The organism is Rhodococcus sp. HNM0563 (assembly GCF_012726195.1).
Lineage (GTDB): Bacteria > Actinomycetota > Actinomycetes > Mycobacteriales > Mycobacteriaceae > Rhodococcus.
Genome location: NZ_JAASAF010000001.1, coordinates 1 through 23,429, shown reverse-complemented (window position 1 = coordinate 23,429; position 23,429 = coordinate 1). Strand labels below are relative to the sequence as shown.

At 66.2% G+C, this 23,429-nt stretch carries 13 protein-coding genes; 5 read left to right on the top strand and 8 right to left on the bottom strand.

Annotated features, from left to right (window positions below; genetic code table 11):
* Window positions 1–15: 15 nt before the first annotated feature.
* The 6 genes from rplB to HCA61_RS00040 all read right to left on the bottom strand — a co-directional run bounded on the left by rplB (window position 16) and on the right by HCA61_RS00040 (window position 4,967).
* Window positions 16–849, bottom strand: a complete 834-nt coding sequence (gene rplB, locus HCA61_RS00065; RefSeq protein WP_169685525.1) for a 50S ribosomal protein L2 — start codon at window positions 847–849, stop codon at window positions 16–18.
* Window positions 850–887: 38 nt separating this feature from the next.
* The gene (gene rplW, locus HCA61_RS00060) at window positions 888–1,193 is read right to left on the bottom strand and encodes a 50S ribosomal protein L23 (RefSeq protein WP_169685523.1); all 306 of its coding nucleotides are present in this window, start codon (window positions 1,191–1,193) and stop codon (window positions 888–890) included.
* The gene (gene rplD / locus HCA61_RS00055) at window positions 1,190–1,873 is read right to left on the bottom strand and encodes a 50S ribosomal protein L4 (RefSeq protein ID WP_169685521.1); all 684 of its coding nucleotides are present in this window, start codon (window positions 1,871–1,873) and stop codon (window positions 1,190–1,192) included. The genes rplW and rplD overlap by 4 nt, the downstream gene beginning before the upstream one ends.
* Entirely contained in the window at window positions 1,870–2,523 is a 654-nt protein-coding gene (gene rplC / locus HCA61_RS00050; RefSeq protein WP_169685519.1) for a 50S ribosomal protein L3, read from the bottom strand. The genes rplD and rplC overlap by 4 nt, the downstream gene beginning before the upstream one ends.
* Before the next feature lie 39 nt (window positions 2,524–2,562).
* On the bottom strand, window positions 2,563–2,868 hold the full coding sequence (rpsJ, locus tag HCA61_RS00045; RefSeq protein WP_003938093.1) for a 30S ribosomal protein S10: 306 nt from the start codon (window positions 2,866–2,868) through the stop codon (window positions 2,563–2,565).
* 449 nt (window positions 2,869–3,317) lie between these two features.
* A complete protein-coding gene (locus HCA61_RS00040) occupies window positions 3,318–4,967 on the bottom strand; it encodes an amidase (protein ID WP_169685517.1) in 1,650 nt (549 codons plus the stop codon).
* Between the two features lie 179 nt (window positions 4,968–5,146).
* Here HCA61_RS00040 and HCA61_RS00035 point away from each other — a divergent pair, with 179 nt between their 5' ends.
* The 5 genes from HCA61_RS00035 to HCA61_RS00015 all read left to right on the top strand — a co-directional run bounded on the left by HCA61_RS00035 (window position 5,147) and on the right by HCA61_RS00015 (window position 9,820).
* A complete protein-coding gene (locus HCA61_RS00035; RefSeq protein WP_169685515.1) occupies window positions 5,147–5,836 on the top strand; it encodes a GntR family transcriptional regulator in 690 nt (229 codons plus the stop codon).
* Between the two features lie 141 nt (window positions 5,837–5,977).
* Window positions 5,978–6,988, top strand: a complete 1,011-nt coding sequence (locus HCA61_RS00030) for an ATP-binding cassette domain-containing protein (protein ID WP_169685513.1) — start codon at window positions 5,978–5,980, stop codon at window positions 6,986–6,988.
* A gap of 50 nt (window positions 6,989–7,038) precedes the next feature.
* Window positions 7,039–7,836, top strand: coding sequence for an ABC transporter permease (locus HCA61_RS00025; protein WP_247274728.1), 798 nt, complete (start codon window positions 7,039–7,041; stop codon window positions 7,834–7,836).
* Window positions 7,837–7,840: 4 nt separating this feature from the next.
* Window positions 7,841–8,689, top strand: coding sequence for an ABC transporter permease (locus HCA61_RS00020; protein WP_169685509.1), 849 nt, complete (start codon window positions 7,841–7,843; stop codon window positions 8,687–8,689).
* 102 nt (window positions 8,690–8,791) lie between these two features.
* Complete coding sequence (locus tag HCA61_RS00015) at window positions 8,792–9,820, top strand: alpha/beta fold hydrolase (protein WP_169685507.1); 1,029 nt, start codon at window positions 8,792–8,794, stop codon at window positions 9,818–9,820.
* 101 nt (window positions 9,821–9,921) lie between these two features.
* Here the strand turns inward: HCA61_RS00015 and HCA61_RS00010 are convergent, their stop codons facing one another.
* Complete coding sequence (locus HCA61_RS00010; RefSeq protein WP_169685505.1) at window positions 9,922–10,986, bottom strand: alpha/beta hydrolase family protein; 1,065 nt, start codon at window positions 10,984–10,986, stop codon at window positions 9,922–9,924.
* Window positions 10,987–11,158: 172 nt separating this feature from the next.
* Window positions 11,159–23,314, bottom strand: coding sequence for a non-ribosomal peptide synthetase (locus tag HCA61_RS00005; RefSeq protein ID WP_240958875.1), 12,156 nt, complete (start codon window positions 23,312–23,314; stop codon window positions 11,159–11,161).
* Between the last annotated feature and the right edge of the window lie 115 nt (window positions 23,315–23,429).

Genomic DNA, 23,429 nt, shown 5'->3' with positions numbered 1-23,429 from the left:
TAACTCCCTCCTTGACTAGCGCTTCTTGCCGGTGCGGCGACGACGAACGATGAGCTTGTCGGACGCCTTGTTCTTGCGGGTGCGGCCCTCGGGCTTGCCCCACGGGCTGACCGGGTGGCGACCACCGGAGGTCTTGCCCTCACCACCGCCGTGCGGGTGGTCGACCGGGTTCATCACGACACCGCGGACGGTAGGACGCTTGCCCTTCCAGCGCATACGGCCGGCCTTGCCCCAGTTGATGTTCGACTGCTCGGCGTTGCCGACCTCGCCGACGGTTGCGCGGCAGCGCACGTCGACGCGACGGATCTCACCGGACGGCATACGCAGCGTGGCGTAGGTGCCTTCCTTACCGAGAAGCTGGATGCTCGCGCCGGCCGAACGGGCCATCTTGGCTCCGCCACCGGGACGCAGTTCCACCGCGTGGATGGTGGTACCGGTCGGGATGTTGCGCAGCGGCAGGTTGTTGCCCGGCTTGATGTCGGCCGTCGGGCCGGACTCGACCGGAGCACCCTGCACCAGGCCCTTGGGGGCGATGATGTAGCGCTTCTCGCCGTCCACGTAGTGGAGCAGCGCGATGCGGGCGGTGCGGTTGGGGTCGTACTCGATGTGAGCGACCTTGGCCGGGATGCCGTCCTTGTCGTTGCGACGGAAATCGATCAAGCGGTATGCGCGCTTGTGTCCGCCACCCTTGTGCCGGGTCGTGATACGACCGTGCGCGTTGCGACCACCGCGACCGTGCAGCGGGCGGATCAGCGACTTCTCGGGCGTCGACCGAGTGATCTCGGCGAAGTCCGACACACTGGCGCCACGACGGCCCGGCGTAGTCGGCTTGTACTTACGGATTGCCATGAGTCTTCTCGTCCTCTATCTCTCGCGAGTTCCGGCGCCTAGGCGACCGGGCCTCCGAAGATCTCGATGGGCTTGCTGTCGGCGGTCAGGGTCACGAGCGCGCGCTTGGTGTCCTTGCGCTTGCCGTAACCGAACCGCGTCCGCTTGCGCTTGCCCTGACGGTTGGCGGTGTTGACGCTGCTCACCTTGACGCCGAAGACCTTCTCGACGGCAATCTTGATCTGCGTCTTGTTCGAGTCCGGGTGGACCAGGAAGGTGTAGGTGCCCTCTTCCATCAGCCCGTAGGACTTCTCGGAGACGACGGGAGCCAGCAGGATGTCGCGCGGATCGGCGATCGTGCTCACTTGCTCTCCTCCTTGACTTCCTGAGCCGACTCGGCCGGCCCGTGAATGAACGCGTTGAGCGCCTCGACGCTGAACACGACATCGTCGCTGTAGAGGACGTCGTAGGTGTTCAGCTGATCGGGTGCGAGCGTGTGGACGTTCGGCAGGTTCTGCACGCTCTTCCACGCGGCGACGTCTGCACGTCCCACCACCAGGAGCACGTTCTTACGCTCGGTGAGCTCACCGAGGAAGGCACGTGCCGACTTCGTCGACGGGGTCTGACCCGCGACGAGCTCGGTGATCACGTGGATGCGCTCGTTGCGCGCCCGGTCGGAGAGGGCACCGCGCAGGGCGGCTGCCTTCATCTTCTTGGGGGTGCGCTGGCTGTAGTCGCGCGGCTGCGGGCCGTGAACGGTGCCGCCACCGACGAACTGCGGTGCGCGGGTCGAGCCCTGACGGGCGCGGCCGGTGCCCTTCTGGCGGTACGGCTTACGACCACCGCCGCGGACCTCTCCGCGCGTCTTGGTCGAGTGCGTGCCCTGGCGTGCAGCAGCGAGCTGCGCGACAACCACCTGGTGCAGCAACGCGATGTTGGCCGGGGCGTCGAAGATCTCCGCGGGGAGATCGACGGTGCCGGTGGACTTGCCACCTGCAGCCTTGACGTCCAGCGTCAGCTTGGTTGCGGTCTCGGTGCTGGTCATGCCCGTGCACCACCCTTCACTGCAGTCTTGACGATCACGAGGCCGCCCTTGCGGCCGGGGATCGCGCCCTTGATAAGCAGCAGACCGTTCTCGGCGTCCACCTTGTGGACGGAGAGGTTCTGCGTCGTGACGCGGTCGCTACCCATACGGCCGGACATGCGCGTGCCCTTGAAGACACGACCCGGGGTGGCGCAGCCACCGATGGAGCCGGGACGACGGTGCACAGCCTGCGCACCGTGCGAAGCGCCCTGACCGGCGAAGCCGTGACGCTTCATGGTGCCGGCGAAGCCCTTGCCCTTGGAAGTGCCCGTGATGTCGACGAATGCGCCGTCTTCGAACACCTCTGCGGTCAGTTCCTGGCCGACCTCGTACTCCGAGGAGTCCTCGACACGAAGCTCGACGAGGTGGCGGCGCGGGGTCACGCCTGCCTTGTCGAACTGGCCGCGGACCGGCTTGTTGACCTTGCGCGGCGCAATCGCACCGAAGGCGAGCTGCACAGCGTTGTAGCCGTCGCGCTCCTCCGTGCGAATCTGCGTGACCACGTTCGGTCCGGCCTTGACGACGGTCACCGGAACGACCCGGTTGTTCTCGTCGAAGACCTGGGTCATGCCGAGCTTGGTGCCCAGGATTCCCTTGATCTGGTTAGTCATCTGTTCTCTCCGCTGCGTCTTCTACAAGCTCGCTGTAAGTCACTGAATGTTGACGTCGACGCTCGCCGGGAGGTCGATGCGCATCAGTGCGTCAACCGTCTTCGGCGTCGGGTCGAGGATGTCGATCAGCCGCTTGTGAGTACGCATCTCGAAGTGCTCGCGCGAGTCCTTGTACTTGTGCGGCGAGCGAATGACGCAGTACACGTTCTTTTCAGTGGGCAACGGCACCGGGCCGACCACACGGGCACCCGTACGGGTGACCGTCTCGACGATCTTGCGCGCAGATGCGTCGATCGCCTCGTGGTCATAGGCCTTGAGCCTGATGCGGATCTTCTGTCCCGCCACGCTTAGTGTCCTTTTCTTGCCGCGTTTCGTAGCACCCGATCTGATCGGGAACCACCTCGTCTGCACAGTTCCGAACGGAACAGGCGACAGAGAACAGCACTCATACACATCGCGAGCCGGGCTCACCCGATCCGCTGCCGCTGTTCATCTGTCATTGTTCTCCGGTCCACGCGGTCGGGCGTGTCGCTCCGTCGCTCATTCCCCGGCGCCGAAATCTGCATTTCGACACCGCACAGAACGGGACCGGATGCGCTCATACGAGCGCACGCTGGTACTGCTTCCGTCTTGCATGTGGCCGCGACCTGGCCGTAAGGCTCGATCCGCGACTGTCACTACTTCACCGTTCCGAGCCGCGAAACATCCATGGCCCGGTCAAGGCAACCCGACCAGTATGCAGCAATCCACCGCCGAGTACAACTCCGGCGAATTCTCACCGGTCGAGCGGACACCTAACCTATCGCGTTCATCGGGGGCGTCCGCAACGGCGCGGCCGCATCCAGGGTGTTGGTCGGGTCCGGCCCGGGACCCGGCGCGACCTGGACCACCTCGGGCGCAACTCCCGGCGCAGGCACCAGAACGGGCAGGTCGCGCCACACCGGAAGCGTTTCCTGCAGCTCGAGGCCGATCTGGATGATCTGTTCGTCCTGCCACGGCCTCGCGCCGAGCTGTACACCGAACGGCATTCCGGTCGCCGCCGACCGCCCCACCGGGAGTGTCACAACCGGCGCACCCGAGTAGTTGGCCCACTTCACGTCACCCGGTACGCCTTCGGTCACACTCACCCCGAGAAACTCCTCGCGCCGGGCAGCGTCCACCTTCGTGCCAGGGATCATCACCGCGTCCAGATCGTTGTCGACGAAGAGTTCGTTGTACTCGTACTGGTATCGCAACCGGTCTCGCTCGAGCATGAGGTAGTCCACGACAGGCACCGCGAGGGACGCCACCGCAGACCCGACACTGGGCACTCGCTCCGGGCGATACAAACCGATCCGGTCGGCGAATTGCCGGTGATACGAACCCATTTCGACGACATCACCCGTCGCGAGCGAGGTCGGAGTCGGGGGCATCACCACGGGGACCACCTCAGCACCGAGCGAACGTGCCAGGTGGACCGCATCGTCGAAAAGAGTCTGCAACGGCGGTGGAAGGTCCGACGGCGGAAGCCCCAGCCGAATCCCCGCCAACGGCGATGCGCCGCCCTTCGCCACGAGAGGATACCCACCGGCAGGGACCGGGGGCCCGAGCGCAGTGATCGGATCGGCGACGTCGACGGTCGCGAGGATCGACAACATCAACGATGCATCGGCGAGACTTCGCCCCATCGGCCCGACGTGGTCGCGGGTCCAGGTCAGCGGAATCATGCCGTGCGAAGTGATTCGGCCGTACGTGGGCTTGATCGACGAGATCCCGCATGCGCTCGCAGGCAACCTCACCGATCCCCCGGTGTCGCTGCCGACCGCGAGCGGAGCGAAGCGGGCCGCGAGTACCGCGGCACTGCCGCCCGACGACCCACCCGGTGACATCTCGGTGTTCCACGGATTTCCCACCTGCGGTGTCGCGATACCGATCGCGAACTCGTCGGTGTGAGCGTGTCCCATGAGGATTGCGCCTGCGTCCCGGAGTTTGCTCCACACACCGGAGTCGCCGGCCGCGATATTCCCTTCGAGCACTCTGCTCGAGGCGGTCAGTGGCAGCCCCGATACGGCGAAAAGGTCCTTGAGCGCGATCGGCAGACCACAGACATCGGGAGCCGCGGTCCCCTCGTTCCGCGCCCGAGTGAGCCTCTCCCCCGCGGCGTCCGCGCCGGCATATGCGAACTCCGGATACAGCCGCACCCACGCGCCGATCGCGCCGTCGAAAGCCCGCGTCCGCGCCAGACATGCATCGAGCAGTTCCTTCGGGTGCAAGCGGCCGGCGTGCAGGAGGCTCGCGGCCTCGACTGCACTCAGAAGTGCAGGGTCCGTTGCGTCGACCGCACCCGGATCCGGAAGTCGCCGCACCGGTGCGGCATGACTACGCTGCGCGGTGGTTGTCCCCAGAAGCAGGGCACCTCCCGCGAGGGAGCCCAACATCCGGCGGCGGGAGAGCGCACTACTCATCTGTCCAGAGAAGCACGAATACCCTGCGAGCGCAGAGTTGACATGCAGCGAGCCGACGAGCGGTCGTCGCCATCGGGAGGTTTCACATCACGTGGCGTTGTCCGTACGCCATAATCGCCCGGATCGACGAGTCCACCGTCGACGAAGCCCCGCACCGATGACGAATACAGGAGAAGCCGATGTCCCCGTTCGAGCGGTCCGGCTCTCCCCGCGGCCTGGGGCGGCGACCCCAACTGTCGGACGATGTGGCGTCGTTCGTCCGCAACCGCATCATGTCGGGCGACGTGCGGCCGGGCGATTTCGTACGGCTCGACGAGACCGCCGCCGAACTCGGGGTCAGCGTGACCCCGGTTCGTGAAGCCCTGCTCACCCTTCGCGGCGAAGGCCTCGTCGAACTCGTTCCGCATCGGGGTTATGTCGTCGCACCGCTGACCCGATCCGACATCGACGACGTGTTCTGGTTGCAGGGGTGCATCGCCGAGAAGCTCGCTGCGCGCGCTGCGGAGACCATCGGTGGCGACACGATCGCCGAGCTCGACGACATCAACGCCAAGTTCACCGACGCGGTGCAGACCGGCGACGGCTCACGAATCGAAGCTCTCGAATTCTCCTTCCATCGGACACTCAATCGGGTCGCCGCCGCACGCAAACTCGCGTGGTTCCTGCACAACGCGACGCGGTACACCCCCGCACGTTTCTATTCGTCCGACCCGGAATGGGGGGTCGAGGCCGTTGCGGCGCATCACCGAATTCTCGATGCCCTCCGTGCGCATGATCCGAGCACGGCCGGGACAGAGACCCGGGATCACTTCACCGATGGAGCACGTCGTCTCGTCCGGCATCTGGACGAGATCGGTATCTGGTCCTGATCTCGCGTCGCACCGGCCGTTCGCAGACACCCGGCCGGGAACACCTCGGAGCGGTAGCATCTCGACGAAGGAGGCGGGGACACCCGCTGGACTGGCCATGACCGAGTCCCGACAGGGACCGAGTTCGACGGTGGGGTGCGGATGCGAGGCAACCACGACCATGCAGTCCTCGTGGAGGATGTCCACAAGTCGTTCGGGGATGTTCATGCACTCGCCGGGGTCGATTTCTCGGCTCCGGAAGGCTCTGTCCTCGCGATCCTCGGCCCCAACGGTGCCGGAAAGACCACCATGGTCAAGATCCTGTCGACACTTATCCACGCCTCGAGCGGACGTGCCGTCGTTGCAGGTCACGATGTCGAGACCAACCCCGCTGCGGTCCGACGCTCGATCATGATGACCGGGCAGTTCGCCGCCTTGGACGACACCCTCACCGGACGCGAGAATCTCGTACTGTTCGGCCGGTTGATGGGGCTCGACAAGACCTCTGCAAAGCTGCGTGCGGACGAGCTTCTCCTCGAGTTCGACCTCGTCGAAGCGGGACGCCGACCGGTCAAGGGTTATTCCGGTGGTATGCGGCGCCGGGTCGACATCGCGTGCGGACTCGTGGTCCGTCCCGAAGTCGTGTTCCTCGACGAGCCGACCACCGGACTGGATCCACGATCCCGCCAAGGTGTGTGGTCACTGGTCGAGTCCCTGAAGCGGCAAGGAATCACGACCCTGTTGACCACTCAGTACCTCGAAGAAGCCGACGTACTGAGCGACAACATCATCGTGATCGACAGAGGAACGGTCATCGCCAGGGGGACGGCGAACGAACTGAAGGCTTCGACCGGGGGCAGCTACTGCGAAATCGTCCCTGTCGACCCTGCGGAGGTGCCCGGGATCGTGCACGCGCTCGGTTCCCTCGTCCCCGATTCCGTACGTGCCGATCTCTCGTCGCCAGGCGACATCGACCGGGTCTCCATCCCAGCGCCCGACGGAGCAGCAACCCTCACCGAAGCACTGCGTCTGCTCTCGCCCCTCGACATCGAACTCGCCGATATCGGCTTGCGGCGGCCGTCCTTGGACGACGTCTTCCTGCAGCTGACCGGTCACAGCGCGTCGACGGCATCCGCCGAACTCGACGCGGCCGCCGTGGGAGAGGGCCCGTGACCGCCCGCACCGAACGTCTTCCGGCCGGTCGGCCCCCGGACAACCCGAGTGTGGGCCTTCCCGACCGGCGGTCCGGCACGCACCGCCGTGTCCATCCGAACTCGGTGTCGCAATGGTCGGCGCTGACCGGACGCACTCTGCGCACGATGGCGCGGTACGGCGAACTGATCGTTGCCGTGATCGCACCCTTCGTCTTCGGTCTCGGGTTCTATCTCCCGCTGAAGTTCGTGATGCAGATGCAGGGCATCGACTACGCGCAGTTCCTGATGCCGATCATCGTCCTCCAATCGATGGCGTTCACCGCTATCTCGGCGGCCCAGATGGCCGCGCAGGAGGCGACAACCGGACTGACGACCCGGTTGAAGACAATGCCCGTCGCCCCGACCGTACCGCTGCTTTCGCGTATGTCGGCGGGGATGACGAGATCGGTGATTTCCCTGTTCGCCGCGATCGGATTCGGTTATCTGATCGGTTTCCGGTTCACCGCCGGACTCGGGCAGGCGGTTCTGTTCGGAGTGACGGCACTCGCCATCAGCCTCGTGCTGTGCCTGGGAGCCGATGCGATCGGCAGCCTCTCCAAGAGCCCCGAAGCGACCTCGCAGGCGCTGACACTCCCCCAGCTGATCCTCGGGATGCTGTCGTGCGGCTTCGTTCCCGAGCAAGGTTTTCCCGAATGGATTCGTCCGTTCGTGCGTAATCAGCCGATCTCGCAGTTCTCGTTCGCTATGCGCGACATGGCGGACGGCGGGGTCACGTGGGAGGTGTTCTACCCGAGTTTGCTTTGGCTGGTCGGGTTGACCATCGTGTGTCTGCCTCTCGCCGTGTGGGCCAATACGAGGCGGAGGTGACCGGATGAGCCAGAGCACTGCGCTGGGCACAGGGTCCGGATCGTTCGGGTATCCGGCGCCGAACGCCGTGGTCGCCGAGAGCTCTCTCGCGGCGTTGTGGCAGCACAGCCGCCTCCAATGCGGGCGGCTCCTACTTCGCTGGGCACGCGATCCGGCGACGATGATCCAAGCGCTGATCTATCCCGCACTGACACTGGTGATGTTCAGGATCGTGCTCGGCGACAGCATCACCGCCGCAACGGGGCAGCCATCGATATTCGGGACAGTACCGATGATCGTGCTGGTGGGTGCGATGTTCGGTTCCGTCGTCAGTGCGGTCGGGTTGCGTGCCGAACGTGAGTCCGGCCTGCTGAGTCGTTTCTATACGCTGCCGATCCATCGATCAGCGGGGCTGGTGGGGCGTCTGATGGCGGAGGCGGTTCGCGTCCTCGTCACCTCGATTGTGATTTTCGCCGCAGGTGTCGTCATGGGTTTCCGGTTCACGCAGGGCATCCCGGCGACATTGTTGATGTTGGTGGTACCCATCGTGTTCGGGATGGGATTCGCCATGATGGTGACCGTCCTGGCCACTCTGTCGACCAAGATCCCACTCGTGGAGATGGTGTCGATCGTGTGCACCCTCCTGATGTTCTTCAATTCGGGATTCGTGCCGGTCATGGCCTATCCGACGTGGCTGCAGCCGATCGTCGCGAACCAGCCGATGTCATGCGCGATCGACAGCATGAGGGCCCTCGCGGTGGGTGGGCCGCTGGCCGAGCCGATGATCAAGACCCTCGGGTGGTCGGTCGGAATGTTCGCCTTGTTCCTGGTGCCTGCCATTCGCGGTTATCGGCGCGCAGCCCAGCAGGGATGACCTCGAACTTTCCGGAGGGAAATGGTTTCCGCTGCTAATCTCACTTGCGTCCAACCAGGTACGGATACGCCACGACCCCGGCGGTCCGCACGAGGAGCCTCCATGAAATTTGCGCGCCGGATCGCTGTGGCCACCGCCACCGCTGCCCTTGCTGCCTCGGCGTCGCTGGTCACCACACCGGCGATGGCGTCTGCCCAGCCAACAACGGATCAGCCGCCGAGTGCCCCCGCGGCGGGCGACGGGCGGCTCGCCGCACTGCTCTCCACGATGGGACCCAGTCCCGCAGGCACCAACGATCTCGACTGCGTCCCTTCCACGGATCATCCGCGCCCGGTGGTACTCGTGCACGGCACCGGATCGGGAATGATGCAGACGTGGCCCATCGTCGCGCCGCAGCTCGCCGACCTCGGCTACTGCGTGTACGCGCTGAACTACGGCGGCGCGCAGGCCGTCTTCGATCCCGACAAGACGATCTGGGGCGTCACCGACATCGAGCAGTCCGCGGTGGAGGTACGGGACTTCGTCGATGCCGTCCTCGAGCACACCGGCAGCGACAAGGTCGATCTGGTAGGACATTCGCAGGGCGGAATGCTGTCACGGCAGTACCTGAAGTTCGAAGGTGGAGCCGATCCCCTCGACCCGGCACGTAACAAGGTCGAGAACCTCATCATGCTCGGTGCGACGAATCACGGCACGTCTTTCAATGGGCTCCAGCAGCTGTACGCGATGCTGGCGATCTTCGGCCTGACGAACGGCAACGACATCGTTGCGCAGGCACTGTTCGCCGGCACCAATCTCGGTGTGGCCGGCCAGCAACAGCTCATAGGCTCCCGGGTACTCGCCGCGCTCAACGACGGCCCCGAGACACTGCCGGGAATCAAATACACGTCGATCGCGACGCGCCACGACGAAATCGTGACACCTCCGGAGAGTTCGTTCCTCGAATCCGATGCCGGCGCCACGGTCGAGAACAAGTGGGTCCAGGACCTGTGCCCGACCTCACCCGCAGATCATTCGACGATGTTGATGCTCCCCGAATCGTTGTATCTGGTGAAATCCGCCCTCGATCCCGCTTACGCCGACGTCAACGAAGCGCCCTGCACCGTTCCGGAAGCGCCCGGAACCCCCTAGAGCACCGACCCGACGGGAGTTCCCGCCGAGACACCGAGAAGGTCCCTCCCGAAGGAGGGACCTTCTCGGTCAGGTGCCGGATCGAGGACGTCCGGCAGAGGTCACAATCCGAGCGCGCGCTGGAGCACCGGCCACGAATCCTTCAGATCGTCCTGCCAGTAACCCCATGAATGGCTACCCGAGTCGCGGAAGTTGTAGGTCGCAGGGATACCCAGCTCGTTGAGGCGGTTCTGCAGGTTGTGGGTGCAGTAGTTGGTGGCTGCCTCGATCACGCCACCCACGACCACCTGGTTCGCGAGCACGTCCACTTGACCATCGATCTCCGGTCCATCGAGCGTGTCGTACGGACCTGGAAGGCCGTTGCCGTTAGAGATGTACAGTTCGAGACCCCGCAGCTGCTCCGCGTTCACGTAGGGGTCCTTCTCCCGCCACATCGGGTCGTCGAGCTCGCCCCACATGTTGCGAGTGTCGCCGCCGCCCCAGGTCTCCGTGGTGACCTTCACGAACTGCTGTCCGATCGGATCGGAGGTCTGCGCGCAGCCGCTGTACGCTGCCACACCCTGGTAGAGGTCGCCGCCTTCGATGGCCAGCTGGAGGACTGACGTACCGGACGAGGAGAGGCCCGCGATCGCGTTGACGCCGTTGGTTCCCAACGCAGCATCGATCAGCGGCGGGATTTCCTTGGTGAGGAAGGTCTCCCACTTGTTGACTCCGAGAACGGGGTCCTCGTTCTTCCAGTCGGTGTAGTAGCTCCACTTGCCACCGACCGGCGAGACGACGTTGAGGTTCTTGTCTTTGAAGAAGTCGATGGCGTCGGTGCGGAACCGCCACGTCGCGCTGTCCTCACCACCGCCGGCACCGTTCAACAGGTACAGCGTCGGGCGGGGCTCGCTGGTATCGGCCGGACGCCACACATCCAGGAGCACTTCCTTGTTCATCGACGCCGAGTGGACGTAGACGAGGAGCTGCTGCTCGCCGTACTGCTCGATACGCGTGATGTAGGAGCCGTTCTCGGACTCGGCCACCTCGAGAGGCTGCTCACTGTCCCAGACGGGGTCGGCCGCGGCCGTGGCTCCACCGAAGAACAACGGCAGTGCCACGACAGCTGCCGAGAGCGCGGCGAGTCTCGTCCTTCGAGTGCATGTCCGCGACTCGACAACCTTCATTCGCTTGAACCTCCTCAGACCCGTTTCCCGGGCATGATCTCCAGACCTCGGGTGCGTCCGAGGCGCACCGTCCGGCGCAGCAATACGTATATCTACAGGTCAGGCGTGCACGTTACCGTGGATCGCACATCCGCGATCCGACAGTCCTGCGCGAGCACACCATACCGGGCGGTCACCGTGGATCAAGATCGACACGATCATCGTGCAGAGCAGGCACGATCACGTCGAGCGCGGCCGGTTCCATCATCTCTCCGTGCCCCCCCGGTACGAACCGGGTGCGAACGACTCCCGTGACGAACGGCACCCACAGGTCCGCGGCGTCCGCTTCGGTCGGATGCTCCTCCACCGCACTGAAGAATTCCACGTCACCGGTGAACACTCCGGGTTCGTGTCGGTTGATCAGATCCGGTGACGTCATCGCCGCAGCGAAGATGCGCTGGACTCTCTCGATATCGAGTTCGATCAGTTCCGCCGGAACCGCACGCACGAGGGCTTCGGCGGCCTCGTCAGGAAGCCGGCCGTCGAGCGTCCCAGGTTCCACCTCGACGCCGAGGGCGCGCAGGTTCTCCGAGATCTCCGACTCGAAACGATCGGTGTCGATCCGCGGGATACTGTCGATCAGGGCAAGTTTCTCCACATTCAGACCACGGGACCGGAGTTCGACCGCCACCGCGTGCGCGAGCACACCTCCGAGGGACCAGCCGAGCAATCGGTACGGCCCGTCCGGCACGGTTGCAACTATCTCGTCGGCGTACCTGCGCGCCAGATCGTTCAGTGACGCCCCGGCGAAATCGGGTTCGGTCAACACCGGTGTCTGCACCCCGTACACGGCACCCGGTCCGTCCAGGCGCGCCGCGAGCGGCGCGTAGGTCCAGGCGAGCCCGATCATCGGATGCAGGCAGAACACCGCTTCCGTGGGATCCCCGGCGCGCAACGGCAGGATCACTGCAAGCGCGGTATCCGGTTCCACGCCCCCTGCACCGCCGGCCTCCCGACCGAGTCGGGCCGCGAGCGTCGCCACCATGGGTGCCTCGAGCAGCCATGAGACTCGCACGCCGACACCGATCTCGTCGCGCAGCCTCGCGACGACGCGAGTGGCCACGAGCGAATTTCCGCCGAGGTCGAAGAAATCGTCGTCGAGACCGACCTGCTCCACCCCGAGAATCTCGGCGAAGACGCGCGCAACAAGAGCTTCGAGGTCCGTGCGTGGCGCACGGTAGGGACGGATCACAGCCTCGGGTTCAGGGAGGGCGTCCCGGTCGATCTTGCCGACCGGCGTCAACGGCACCGCGTCGAGAACGACGATTGCGTCCGGCACCATCTGCGGTGCCAGCGACTGTGCGGCGAAGGCAAGCAGCTCCCGGGGCTCCGCCACAGCACCGGCAGCCGGCGTCACGTACGAGACGAGTCTCGCCGTGCCGCCGTCGGCCGCGCGAGCGACCGTGACGGCGAATTCGACCGTCTCGTGCGTGCGTAGGACGGCGTCGATCTCGCCCGGTTCGATGCGGAACCCTCGGATCTTGACCTGGAAGTCGGAGCGTCCGACGTACGCGAGCTCTCCGCTCTCGGTCCAGCGCACCACGTCCCCCGTGCGGTAGAGACGGGCACCGGAGCCGTACGGATCCGCGACGAATCGCGCGGCCGTGAGGTCGGGTCGCCGGTGATAGCCACGCGTGAGCTGGATCCCCGACATGTACAGCTCGCCCGCGACACCCACCGGGACCGGGCGCAACCTGGAGTCGAGGACCAGAGCACGCATACCGCGGATCGGCCCACCGATGGTGAGTTCGTCATCGACGGACAAGGGTCGGCTGATGGTGGTGACGATCGTCGTTTCGGTGGGGCCGTAGACATTGTGGAAGATGCGTCCCGGCGACCAGCGCGTCACGAGTTCCGGCGCGACCGCCTCCCCGCCGACTGCAAGCACCCGGAGATCATCGAGACCTTCCGGATCCAGCGACTCCACCGCCGCAGGGGTGATGAACGCGTGGGTGACACGTTCGCGTCGGAGGAGCTCTGTGAGGTCGCGGCCGCCGTAGACACTCGTCGGCGCGATCACCAGCGTCCCGCTCCCTCCTACAGCAAGCAGTATCTCGAGCACTGAGGCGTCGAAGCTCGGCGAGGCGAAATGCAGGGCCCTGGTGTCGGGCCCCAGTCCGTAGCGGTCACGCTGTGCCGCGGAGAAGTTCGCCAGGCCGGAGTTGGCGACGACGACTCCCTTGGGGAGACCGGTCGATCCGGACGTGTAGATGATGTACGCAGTGCTGTCCGCGTACACAGGACGCACCCGCTCGGTCGCCGAGACGGGCCGGACCGAGTATTCCGACATCTCCGTGACGACGGTGTCGGCGGTCAGATCGATCCATTCGATACCGTCCGGGAGTACGTGCCGATGCTGTGTCACGGTGAGGCCGAGTGCCGCTCCGGAGTCGGAGACCATGTGCGCGACACGGTCGACCGGGTAGTTCGGGTCGACGGGCACGTACGCGGCACCGGTCTTCGCCACCGACCATACCGCCGCAACCGATTCGATCGATCGAGTGATTCCCACGGCCACAACGTCTTCGGTGCCGAGTCCACGCCAGATGAGCAGTCGTGCCAACCGCGACGAGAACGCATCGAGTTCGGAGTACGTCCATGCACGCCCGTCGTGGACGAGCGCAACGCCGTCGGGGTTGCGTGCTGCTGCGGTCGACAGCAACTCTCCCAGCGGCTCCGCTGGGAGTGCTGGTCCGCCGTCGCGGCGGACGAGGTCCTGGAGCTCGTCGGGGTCGAGATACGGCAGGGCGGCCACCGGCACTGCCGGGTCGGCGAGGATGCTGTCGATGATCCGGAGGTACCGGTTGGCAAGCGCCGCCACTGCATCCATCTCGAGAATGTCGCTGCGATACTTGAATCCGAGCGTGACGGTGTCTTCCGCGGTGACGGCAACGGTCAGCGGATAGTGCGTGGCGTCGCGGGTGTTGACCCCCGCGACGACCAATCCGTCGATCGATCCCGCCTCTGCGATGCCACTCCGGTCCACTGGATACGACTCGTACACGAGCAGGGTGTCGAACAGCGCTCCGAGGCCCGTCCGCTGCTGGATCTCGGCGAGCCCCACATGATGGTGGTCGAGAAGCGACGCTTGATCGACCTGGATGCGCTGGAGCAGTTCCTCGGTGGTCTCGGAGTCGCCGAGTCGCACGCGGACGGGCAATGTGTTGATGAAGAGTCCGACCATCGATTCGACACCCGGAAGGTCCGCGGGCCGGCCCGACACCGTGGTACCGAACACGACGTCGTCACGACCGGTCGAGCGGGCGATGAGTGTCGCCCACGCACCCTGCAGGACGGTGTTGACCGTGACTCCGAGCGTCGCGGCGACCTCCCCGAGGGTGTCGCTGCGGTCGCGGCCGAGATCGATGTGGTGCTCGGCCGAGGTGGCTCCGGCGCCGTCGGCCTCGGAGCCGACCAGCAGCGACGGTTCGTCGACCCCTTCGAGTGCGTGGGCCCACGCGTCGACCGACTCGCGGTGATCACGGCGCCCCAGCCACTCGAGATAGCCGCGGTAGGACGGCACCCGGCCGAGGACCGCAGCATCACCCGACGTCGCGTACAGCACCAGCAGGTCCTTCATCAGCAACGGCATCGACCAGCCGTCGAGGAGGATGTGGTGGCTCGTGACCGCGAGCGTCCAGGATTCGGGCCCTGTCCGCACCATCGTGAAGCGGATCAGCGGTGGCGCTGCCAGGTCGAAGGCCACGTCCTGGTCGGCGCGCAGCACCGCGTCGAGTTCTGCGGTGTCCGCCGCCCGGTTTCCCGGCCCGGTGAGGTCGAGTTCTCGCCACGGCAGCACGACGTCGTCGACGACGACCTGGACCGGTTCACCGGATTCACCCGAGACGAAGGCGGTTCGCAGGTTGGGATACCGGTCGAGAAGTGCGGAGGCAGCACCTCGTAGACGCGCAGGGTCGACGAGTCCGGCGAGGTGGATCAGCACTTGGGTGCTGTAGACGTCGGACTGCCCTGCGGCGAGCAACGCGTGGTAGAGCAATCCGGACTGCAACGGTGCGAGCGGCCAGACGTCGGACACGTTGGGGTATTCCGCTTCCCACGTGTCGATGTCGCGCTGGGTGGCCTCCACCAAGGGGAGATCGGCCGGTGTCCGCCCTCCTGCCTCCGGGCGCGCCGCGTGGGTGGCGAGCGCTTCGAGTGCGCGCACCCACCACTGACCGAGTTCTTCGACGTCGTCGCGGTCGAGCAGACCGGAGGGAAATCCGAGGTTCGCGCCGAGCTCTCCTCCGATGACCACCGCGTTGATGTCCACCGACGCGAGCGCCGGGGCGTCGCTGTCGTCGCGACCGGACAGGTCACCGAGGTCGCCGGCGGGAAGCCAGCCCAACTCTGCGGCCTGACCCTGGGGCACCTCACCGGCGTCGAGGCGTCCGAGGTAGTTGAAGCTGACCTGACCGGACGGCAGATGTACGAGTTGCCCGGCAGTGTCGGCGTTGCAGTACCGGAGAAGTCCGTAGCCGAGTCCCTTGTCGGGGATGGCGCGCAAGTGTTCCTTGACGACCTTGAGCGCAGTGCCCGCAGCTGCTCCGCCCTCGATGGCGTCGTCCAGGTCGATGCCGGACAGATCCAGCCGCACGGGGAACATCGCGGTGAACCAGCCGACGGTTCGTGACAGGTCGGCGCCGGGGACGAGGTCTTCCTCGCGTCCGTGACCTTCGAGTCCGATCAACGCCGACAGTTCATCCGTGCCGCGGTCGCGACGCCAACCGGCGAGCGCCAGCGCAAGGCCCGTGAGCAACACGTCGTTGACGGTGCCGTGGTAGAGCTCCGGCACTGTGGTGAGCAGCGTCTCGGTGACCTCGGCTGCGACGCTGACCTGGACTTTCTCGACGGTCGACGCAAGATCGATCGCGGGGTCGAAGGCACGCGTACCCAGAAGGGGGTCGGCGCCGGTCAAGATGGACGTCCACATCGGCAGCTCGGCCGTGCGAGCGCTGGCACTGCGGACCAGGGCATCGGCCCATGTCCGGAACGACGTTCCGACCGGTTGCAGCGCCACGGGCTGTCCGTGATCGATCTGTGCCCATGCAGTCACGAAGTCGGGCACCAGGATTCGCCACGACACACCGTCGATCACGAGGTGATGGGCGACCACGACCATCCGTCCGGTGCGGTCTGCCCCGGGTGCGGGGTCGAGCCAGACGAACTGCAGCACGGAGCCGTGCGACGGATCGAGCCGCGCCTCTGCGCTGTCGAGTTCGCGGGCCGCGATGCTCCGCCACTGGTCGTCGTCCACGTCGGCAGGCACCTCGACGTGGGTGACCAGGGAATCGACGTCGATCGAGCCCGGTGCGGTCGTCGCCAGCACCCATTCTCCGGTCTCGTTGCGACGCAGGGACGCCCGCAGCACATCGTGCCGGTCGATGACGGCACGAAGGGTCGCGACCACGCCCGGACGCGTGATGCCCTCGGGAAGTTCGAGCGCAATCGTCTGGGTGTAGCGGTCGAAGTTGCCGCCGCGCTCGACCATGTATCGCACGATCGGGGTGAGCGGGATCTCGCCGATTCCTCCCCCCTCGAGTTCGACGAGCGAGGGCGCAGTCCCGGTACCGATCCGCGCGACTTCGGCGAGTCCGGCCACGGTGCGCTGTTCGAAAACCTCCCGGGGCGTGAACACGATGCCGAGCGCCTTGGCGCGCGACACCAGCTGGATCGAGACGATGCTGTCGCCCCCGAGCGCGAAGAACGAGTCGTCGGCACCGACCTTGTCGATGCCGAGCACGTCGGCGAAGACCTCGGCGATCACCACCTCTGTCGGCGTTGCGGGAGCTCGGAATTTCTTGTCCCCCGCAAACACCGGCGCGGGAAGTGCCTTCTTGTCGAGCTTTCCGTTCGGAGTCAGGGGCAGAGCATCGAGGATCACGATCGCGTCGGGGACCATGTATCCGGTCAGGAACTGCCCGACCTCGCCGAGCACCTCGGCGGGCGCAACAGTGGCACCTGCGCGAGGGACGATGTATCCGACGAGCTTGTCTCCGGTGTGCGCCTCCGTCCGCACCACAGCCACTGCATGCGCGACACCCTCGACAGACATGAGCGCGGCTTCGATCTCCCCGAGTTCGACACGGAATCCACGCAGCTGCACCTGGGAGTCACTGCGTCCGACGTACTCGAGTTGCCCGGAGGAGGACCAGCGCGCGATGTCGCCGGTGCGGTACATGCGGGTGCCCGGCGAGCCGATCGGGTCCGCGACGAATCGGCCGGCGGTCAACGCACTGCGGCCGAGGTAGCCGCGGGTGAGCTGATCGCCGGACACGTACATCTCGCCGGGGACCCCGATGGGGACCGGCTGCAACCGCGGGTCGAGGACATAGACGCCGAGCCCCGGGATCGCACGGCCGACGAGGCTGGCCGCGGTCTCGCTGTCGTCCGAGTTCAGTTCGAGGCGGGAGACGTGCACCGTGGTCTCGGTGATCCCGTACATGTTGACCAGGCGAGGCGCATCGTCGGTGTGTCTGCGGTACCAATCGGCGAGACGGCGCAGGTCGAGGGCCTCACCTCCGAAGACGATGTAACGCAGCGCGAGCCGATCCGAGTCTCGTTCTTTCGCAACACGATCGGCTTCAGCAAGCTGGTAGAACGCCGACGGCGTCTGATTGAGGACCGTTACCTGCTCTCGCACGAGGAGCGCATGGAAGTCCTCCGGCGAGCGGGACGTGAAGTGGTCGACGACGACGAGCCGGCCGCCGTGGAGGAGCGGACCCCACAGTTCCCAGACCGAGAAGTCGAAGGCATACGAATGGAACAGGGTCCACACGTCGGCGCCGTCGAATTCGAATGCTGCTCGGGTGTTCTCGAACAATTCGAGGACCGTCCGGTGCGGAACCTGCACCCCCTTGGGGCGGCCTGTGGATCCGGACGTGTAGATGACATACGCGAGATTGTCGCTGCGCAGCGGTGCTGCGCGATCCTCGTCCGTCACGGGTGCATCGCTACGGGTCGACAGATCGATCAGTGCGAGGTCGATCACGGGAATGCCGGTGCTCGGTAGCCCGTCGCGGTCGCCCGAGACGAGCACGACGACAGGTGACGCATCTGCGAGCATGAACTCGAGGCGGTCGGCCGGATAGGTGAGGTCGAGCGGCAGATAGCCGCCGCCGGCCTGCTGCACCGCGAGCAGCGCGACGACGAGGTCGTCGGTGCGAGCCATCGCCACGGCCACCAGAGTGTCGGGCCCCACACCGTGATCGACGAGTTCACGTGCGAGCCGGTTCACACGGGCAGCGAGTTCGCGGTACGTCAGGTGCCGGTCTCCGAACGTCACGGCGATCGCGTCGGGTGTGCGCGCCGCCTGATCGACGAAACGCTGGACGAGAGTGCCGTCGCTCGCCCGCGTACCCGGTTCGTTCCACGCTTCGAGCAGCGTGGAACGCTGCTCCTCGGACAGCAGCGGCACGTCGCCGATCACGGTGTCGGGATCGGCGGCAGCCGCGCTGAGCATCCGGCCGAGTCGATCGCCGAATGTGCTCATCGTCGCCTCGTCGAACAGGTCGGTGGCGTAGTTGAGCGACACCGCAATTCCGCCGGGCGCCCCATCGGGCCCGAAGGCTTCGACGACGGTGACCTGCAGATCGAACTTGGCGTCGGTGATCGGGAAATCGACGGGTTCGACGGTCAGCCCCGGAAGGTCGAAGTGGGACTGCCCGAGATTCTGGAACGTCAGCGCGACCTGGAACAGCGGGTGCCGGGCCTGGGAACGTTCAGGGTCGAGGGCCTCGACGAGGCGTTCGAACGGCAGGTCGGCGTGTCCGAATGCACCGAGGTCGGTTTCGCGAACCCGCGCCAGCAGATCGCCGAAGGTGTCGGACGGGTTCACCTCGGTGCGCAAGACCAGGGTATTGACGAACATCCCGATCACGTCGTCGAGGAGCTGCTCGCCGCGGCCCGCGATGGGCGAGCCGACAACGATGTCGCCCGTGCCGGACAGCCGGGCGAGCAACGCCGCAAGTGCACTGTGCACGACCATGAACAGCGACGCGCCCCTCGCACGGGCAAGCTGTTCGAGTGCCGCGTGTGTCGGTGCGTCGATCTCGAATGCAGTGATCGCACCCCGATACGACGCGACCGCGGGGCGCGGCCGATCCGCAGGCAGGTCCAGCTGCTCGGGAATACCCTTCAGCGTCTCGCGCCAGTAGGTGAGCTGCCGGGTGATCGGTGACTCCGGGTCGGTCTCGGATCCGAGGACCTCGCGCTGCCACAGCGCGTAGTCCGCATACTGCACGGGCAGCGGCGCCCAATCGGGTTCGTGGCCTTCCGCGCGCGAGGTGTACGCGAGCATCACGTCCCGCGCGAGTGGGCCCATCGAGAAACCGTCGCCGCTGATGTGGTGCAACACCACGACGAGCACATGCTCGTCGTGGCCGAGGCGCAACAGGGAGATCCGCAAGGGCACCTGTTCGGCAACGTCGAACCCGCCCGTCACTGTGGCCTCGACGTGTCGCGCCACGTCGGCATCGTCGGTGTCGAGCACGACGATGTCGGGTACGGCCGACGCTGCGGGGAGGATCACCTGCTGCGCTGTACCGTCCGATTCGGGATAGACGGTGCGCAGCGACTCGTGTCGTCGGATGACATCGGCGACCGCGGCGCGCAGGGCCTCGACGTCGAGTGGTCCACGCAGCCGGATCGCGAGTGGCAGGTTGTTCACGGACGAGTCGGGCTCGAACCGGTTGAGGAACCACATCCGCTGCTGTGCAAGCGACAGTGGAATCCGCTCGGGTCGGATCTGCGCGGCCAACGGCGCCACGGACGCCTCGCTCGAGGCGGACTCGACATGCGCGGCAAGGAATTCGACGACGGGGTACTCGAAGAGCGCGCGCACCGCCACCTTGGTGCCGAGGGCGGAGCCGAGGCGCGCCACGACCTGTGTTGCCACAAGCGAATTGCCGCCGAGCTCGAAGAAGTCGTCGTCCCGGCCCACCCGCTCGACATCGAGGACATCACCGAAGACACCGGCGACGATCTCTTCGACCGGGGTTCGTGCCACGCGGAACTCTCGCGACTCGAAGACGGGCGCAGGCAGCGCCTTCCGGTCCAGCTTGCCGCTCGTGTTGAGCGGGAATTCATCGAGCGCGACGATCGCCGACGGCACCATGTACGACGGCAATGTCTCCCGCACGGTAGCGAGCAGCGCCTGCCGGTCCACGGATTCACCGACCACATAGGCCACGAGCTGTTCGCCCGTCGGGGTGGGCACGACGAGCGCGGTCGCCTGGGTGACCCCCGGGTGTGCGAGGACCGCGGTTTCGATCTCGCCGAGTTCGATCCGCTGCCCGCGGAACTTGACCTGGAAGTCGGTACGGCCCAGATAGTCGAGAGCGACTGCGCCGCCATCGGTGCGGATCCACCGAACGAGATCGCCGGTGCGGTACATCCGTTCGCCGGCGGGCCCGAGAGGGCTCGCAACGAACCGGTCGGAGGTCAGGTCGGGCCTGCGGACGTACCCGCGCGCGAGCTGGACTCCTGCGAGGTACAGCTCCCCCGGCGTGCCGAGGGGAACCGGCTGCAGACGCGCGTCGAGGACGTAGACCCGGACGTTCCATTCGGGTAGCCCGATGGGCACGACCCCGGTGGCATCTGCGGCCTGGTAGGTGACCGAAACCGCGGCTTCGGTGGGTCCGTAGAGGTTCTGTACCGCGGCAGTCGTTCCGAGGCGATGGAAGGCGGCGACCGTTTCCGGGGGAAGTGCCTCACCGATGACGAACACGAGACGCAGGCCGGAGCAGCTCCCCGCCGGGGCGTGCGCAGCAAACACGGTGAGCATCGACGGGACGAAGTCCGTGAGCGTCACCCCGTGACGGTCGATCATGTCGGCCACGTACGCCGGGTCGCGATGGCCGTCGTGGTCCGCGACGACCAGGCACCCACCGCTGCGCAGCGGCAGGAACCATCCCCACAGCGACACATCGAAGGTGGTGGCAGTCTTCTGCAGGTACACATCGTCCGCGCCGATGGTGTATTCGTGCACCATCCAGGCGACCTGATTGACGATCGCCTCGTGCGACACGGCGACGCCCTTCGGGCGTCCCGTCGACCCGGAGGTGAAGATCACGTAGGCGGGGGTGGCAGGCAGGATCGGCCCGCTCAGTTCGTGGTCCTGAACTGGTTGCGCCGAATAGTGATCCAGGACGAGAGCGTCGACATCGACCGCATTCGCGTCGGAGGGCAGATCGGAACCGTCGGCGACGGTGGTGAGCACGCACACCGGCTGGGCGGTGTCGAGGATGTGCCCGATCCGCTCCGACGGATGGTCCGGATCGAGTGGAACATAGGCGCCGCCCGCGGTGATCACGGCGTAGATCGCCACCACGAGATCCACGGAACGACGGATACCGATCGCGACGAGCGCCTCGGGGCCGACGCCCATATCGATGAGGTGGCGCGCGAGCCGGTTGACACGTGCGTCGAACTGCGCGTAGGTCAGCGTCTCGTCCCCGAAGACGACTGCGGAAGCATCCGGGGTACGGAGAACCTGGGCGCGGTACTCGGACAGCAGTGTTCCGCTGTCCACGCCATGGTCGGTGGCGTTGACGGTGTGGACGAGTTCGCGGCGAACCTCGGGCGCCAGCAGGTCGACATCACCCACGACGGTGTCGAGGTCGGAGACCAGTGCATCGAGGGTCGCGACCAGACCGTCGGCGAGGCCGCGCACCGTGCTCTCATCGAAGAGATCCGTGGCGTAGGTGAACTGCGCGGACATTCCGCACGGTTTCCCGGCGTCGAGTCGCGGGGTGACGGTCAGCTGAAGATCGAACTTGGCGACGGCACCGCCGAGATCGACTGCGTCGATGTCGAGGTCCGGCAACGACAGGTCGGGACGATCCATGTTCTGGAAGAACAACGCGACCTGGAAGAGGGGATGGTGCCCGGTCGAGCGCACGGGGTCGAGAACCTCGACCAGCCGCTCGAACGGTAGTTCTGCGTGCGCGAACGCATCGATGTCGCCGGTGCGGACTCGGTCGAGCAGCGCCGCGAAGGTGTCGCCCGGCGTGACGGCCGTGCGTAGGACGAGGGTGTTGACGAACATCCCGATGAGGTCGTCGAGGGCCTGTTCGCCTCGCCCCGCGACAGGGGTGCCGATGGCGATGTCCGTCGTGGACGACAACCTTGCAAGCAGCGTTGCGAGCGCAGCGTGCACGATCATGAAAGGTGAACAGCCCGTCGCCTGCCCGGTCTCCGCGACAGCGGCGTGCAGGGAGGCGTCGATCTCGAAGAGTACGGTGCCTCCGCGCCCGGACGCCTCGACGGGCCGAGGGCGGTCGGTCGGCAGGTCGAGGCGGTCGGGTAGTCCGTCGAGCGTTCTCGTCCAGAACTCGATCTCTCGTGCCGCGACCGAACCGCGGTCCGACTCGTGGCCGAGCACCGCTCGCTGCCACACCGTGTAGTCGGCGTACTGCACGTCGAGCGGCGACCATCCTGGGGCCTCACCCACAGTGCGAGCGAAGTATGCGGTGGCGAGGTCTCGTACGAACGGGCCGGTGGATGCTCCGTCGGCCGCGATGTGATGCACGACGAGCACGAGGACATGCTCGTCGTCGGCCACCTGCAGCAGTTCGACACGCAGCGGCACTTCTTCGGCGACGTCGAATCCAGTGGTGACAGCGCGGATGACACGGCCGGCCAGATCGGCGGGAGGCACGATCTCGACCTCGACGGGAGGCGCGACCTCGGACGCATCGAGGACCACTTGACAGCCCACACCGTCGCGGTCGGGGTAGAAGGTGCGCAACGATTCGTGCCGTTCGATCACGTCGTGGACGGCTGCGCGGAGCGCCGCGATGTCGAGTCTGCCGCGCAACCGCAGGGCCACTGGGATGTTGTCGGCAGCGGACGCCGTGTCGAACCGGTTGAGGAACCAGATTCGCTGTTGTGCAGGTGACAGCGGGATCGGATCGGGCCGTGGTCCGGCTACGAGGGGTGTCCGGGCAGTATCGCCGGTGTGCAGGTCGGCGAGCGCGGCGAGTTCCGCGACGGTCGACCCTTCGAAGACCAGGCGGGCAGGCACGCGCGTGTCGAGGCGTTCCCCGAGCCGGGCGGCGACCCGGGTCGCGACGAGGGAGTTACCCCCGAGATCGAAGAAATCATCATCCAGACCCACCCGCTCGACACCGAGCACATCCGCGAACACCGTCGCCACCGCGATCTCCGTCGCGGACTCCGGCGCCCGGAACTCGGTGACCACTGGGCTGGGATCGGGGAGTGCGTCGCGGTCGAGTTTCCCAGTGGGCGACAGCGGAATGGTGTCGAGTTCGAGAACGACGGACGGAACCATATGCGAAGGAAGACGTTCGGATACCTCGCGGGAGATCGCCCCGACATCCAGGCCCACGCCCGCGGCACCATGCACGTACGACACCAACTGCGTCTCACCCGCAGGTGTCGTACGA

Excerpts from the sequence above, each read along its gene's own strand:
- rplB (WP_169685525.1), bottom strand. The coding sequence starts at position 849 with ATGGCAATCCGTAAGTACAAGCCGACTACGCCGGGCCGTCGTGGCGCC.
- rplD (WP_169685521.1), bottom strand. The coding sequence starts at position 1,873 with ATGACCAGCACCGAGACCGCAACCAAGCTGACGCTGGACGTCAAGGCT.
- rplC (WP_169685519.1), bottom strand. The coding sequence starts at position 2,523 with ATGACTAACCAGATCAAGGGAATCCTGGGCACCAAGCTCGGCATGACC.
- HCA61_RS00040 (WP_169685517.1), bottom strand. The coding sequence starts at position 4,967 with ATGAGTAGTGCGCTCTCCCGCCGCCGGATGTTGGGCTCCCTCGCGGGA.
- HCA61_RS00035 (WP_169685515.1), top strand. The coding sequence starts at position 5,147 with ATGTCCCCGTTCGAGCGGTCCGGCTCTCCCCGCGGCCTGGGGCGGCGA.
- HCA61_RS00030 (WP_169685513.1), top strand. The coding sequence starts at position 5,978 with ATGCGAGGCAACCACGACCATGCAGTCCTCGTGGAGGATGTCCACAAG.
- HCA61_RS00020 (WP_169685509.1), top strand. The coding sequence starts at position 7,841 with ATGAGCCAGAGCACTGCGCTGGGCACAGGGTCCGGATCGTTCGGGTAT.
- HCA61_RS00015 (WP_169685507.1), top strand. The coding sequence starts at position 8,792 with ATGAAATTTGCGCGCCGGATCGCTGTGGCCACCGCCACCGCTGCCCTT.
- HCA61_RS00010 (WP_169685505.1), bottom strand. The coding sequence starts at position 10,986 with ATGAAGGTTGTCGAGTCGCGGACATGCACTCGAAGGACGAGACTCGCC.
- HCA61_RS00005 (WP_240958875.1), bottom strand. The coding sequence starts at position 23,314 with ATGGTTCCGTCCGTCGTTCTCGAACTCGACACCATTCCGCTGTCGCCC.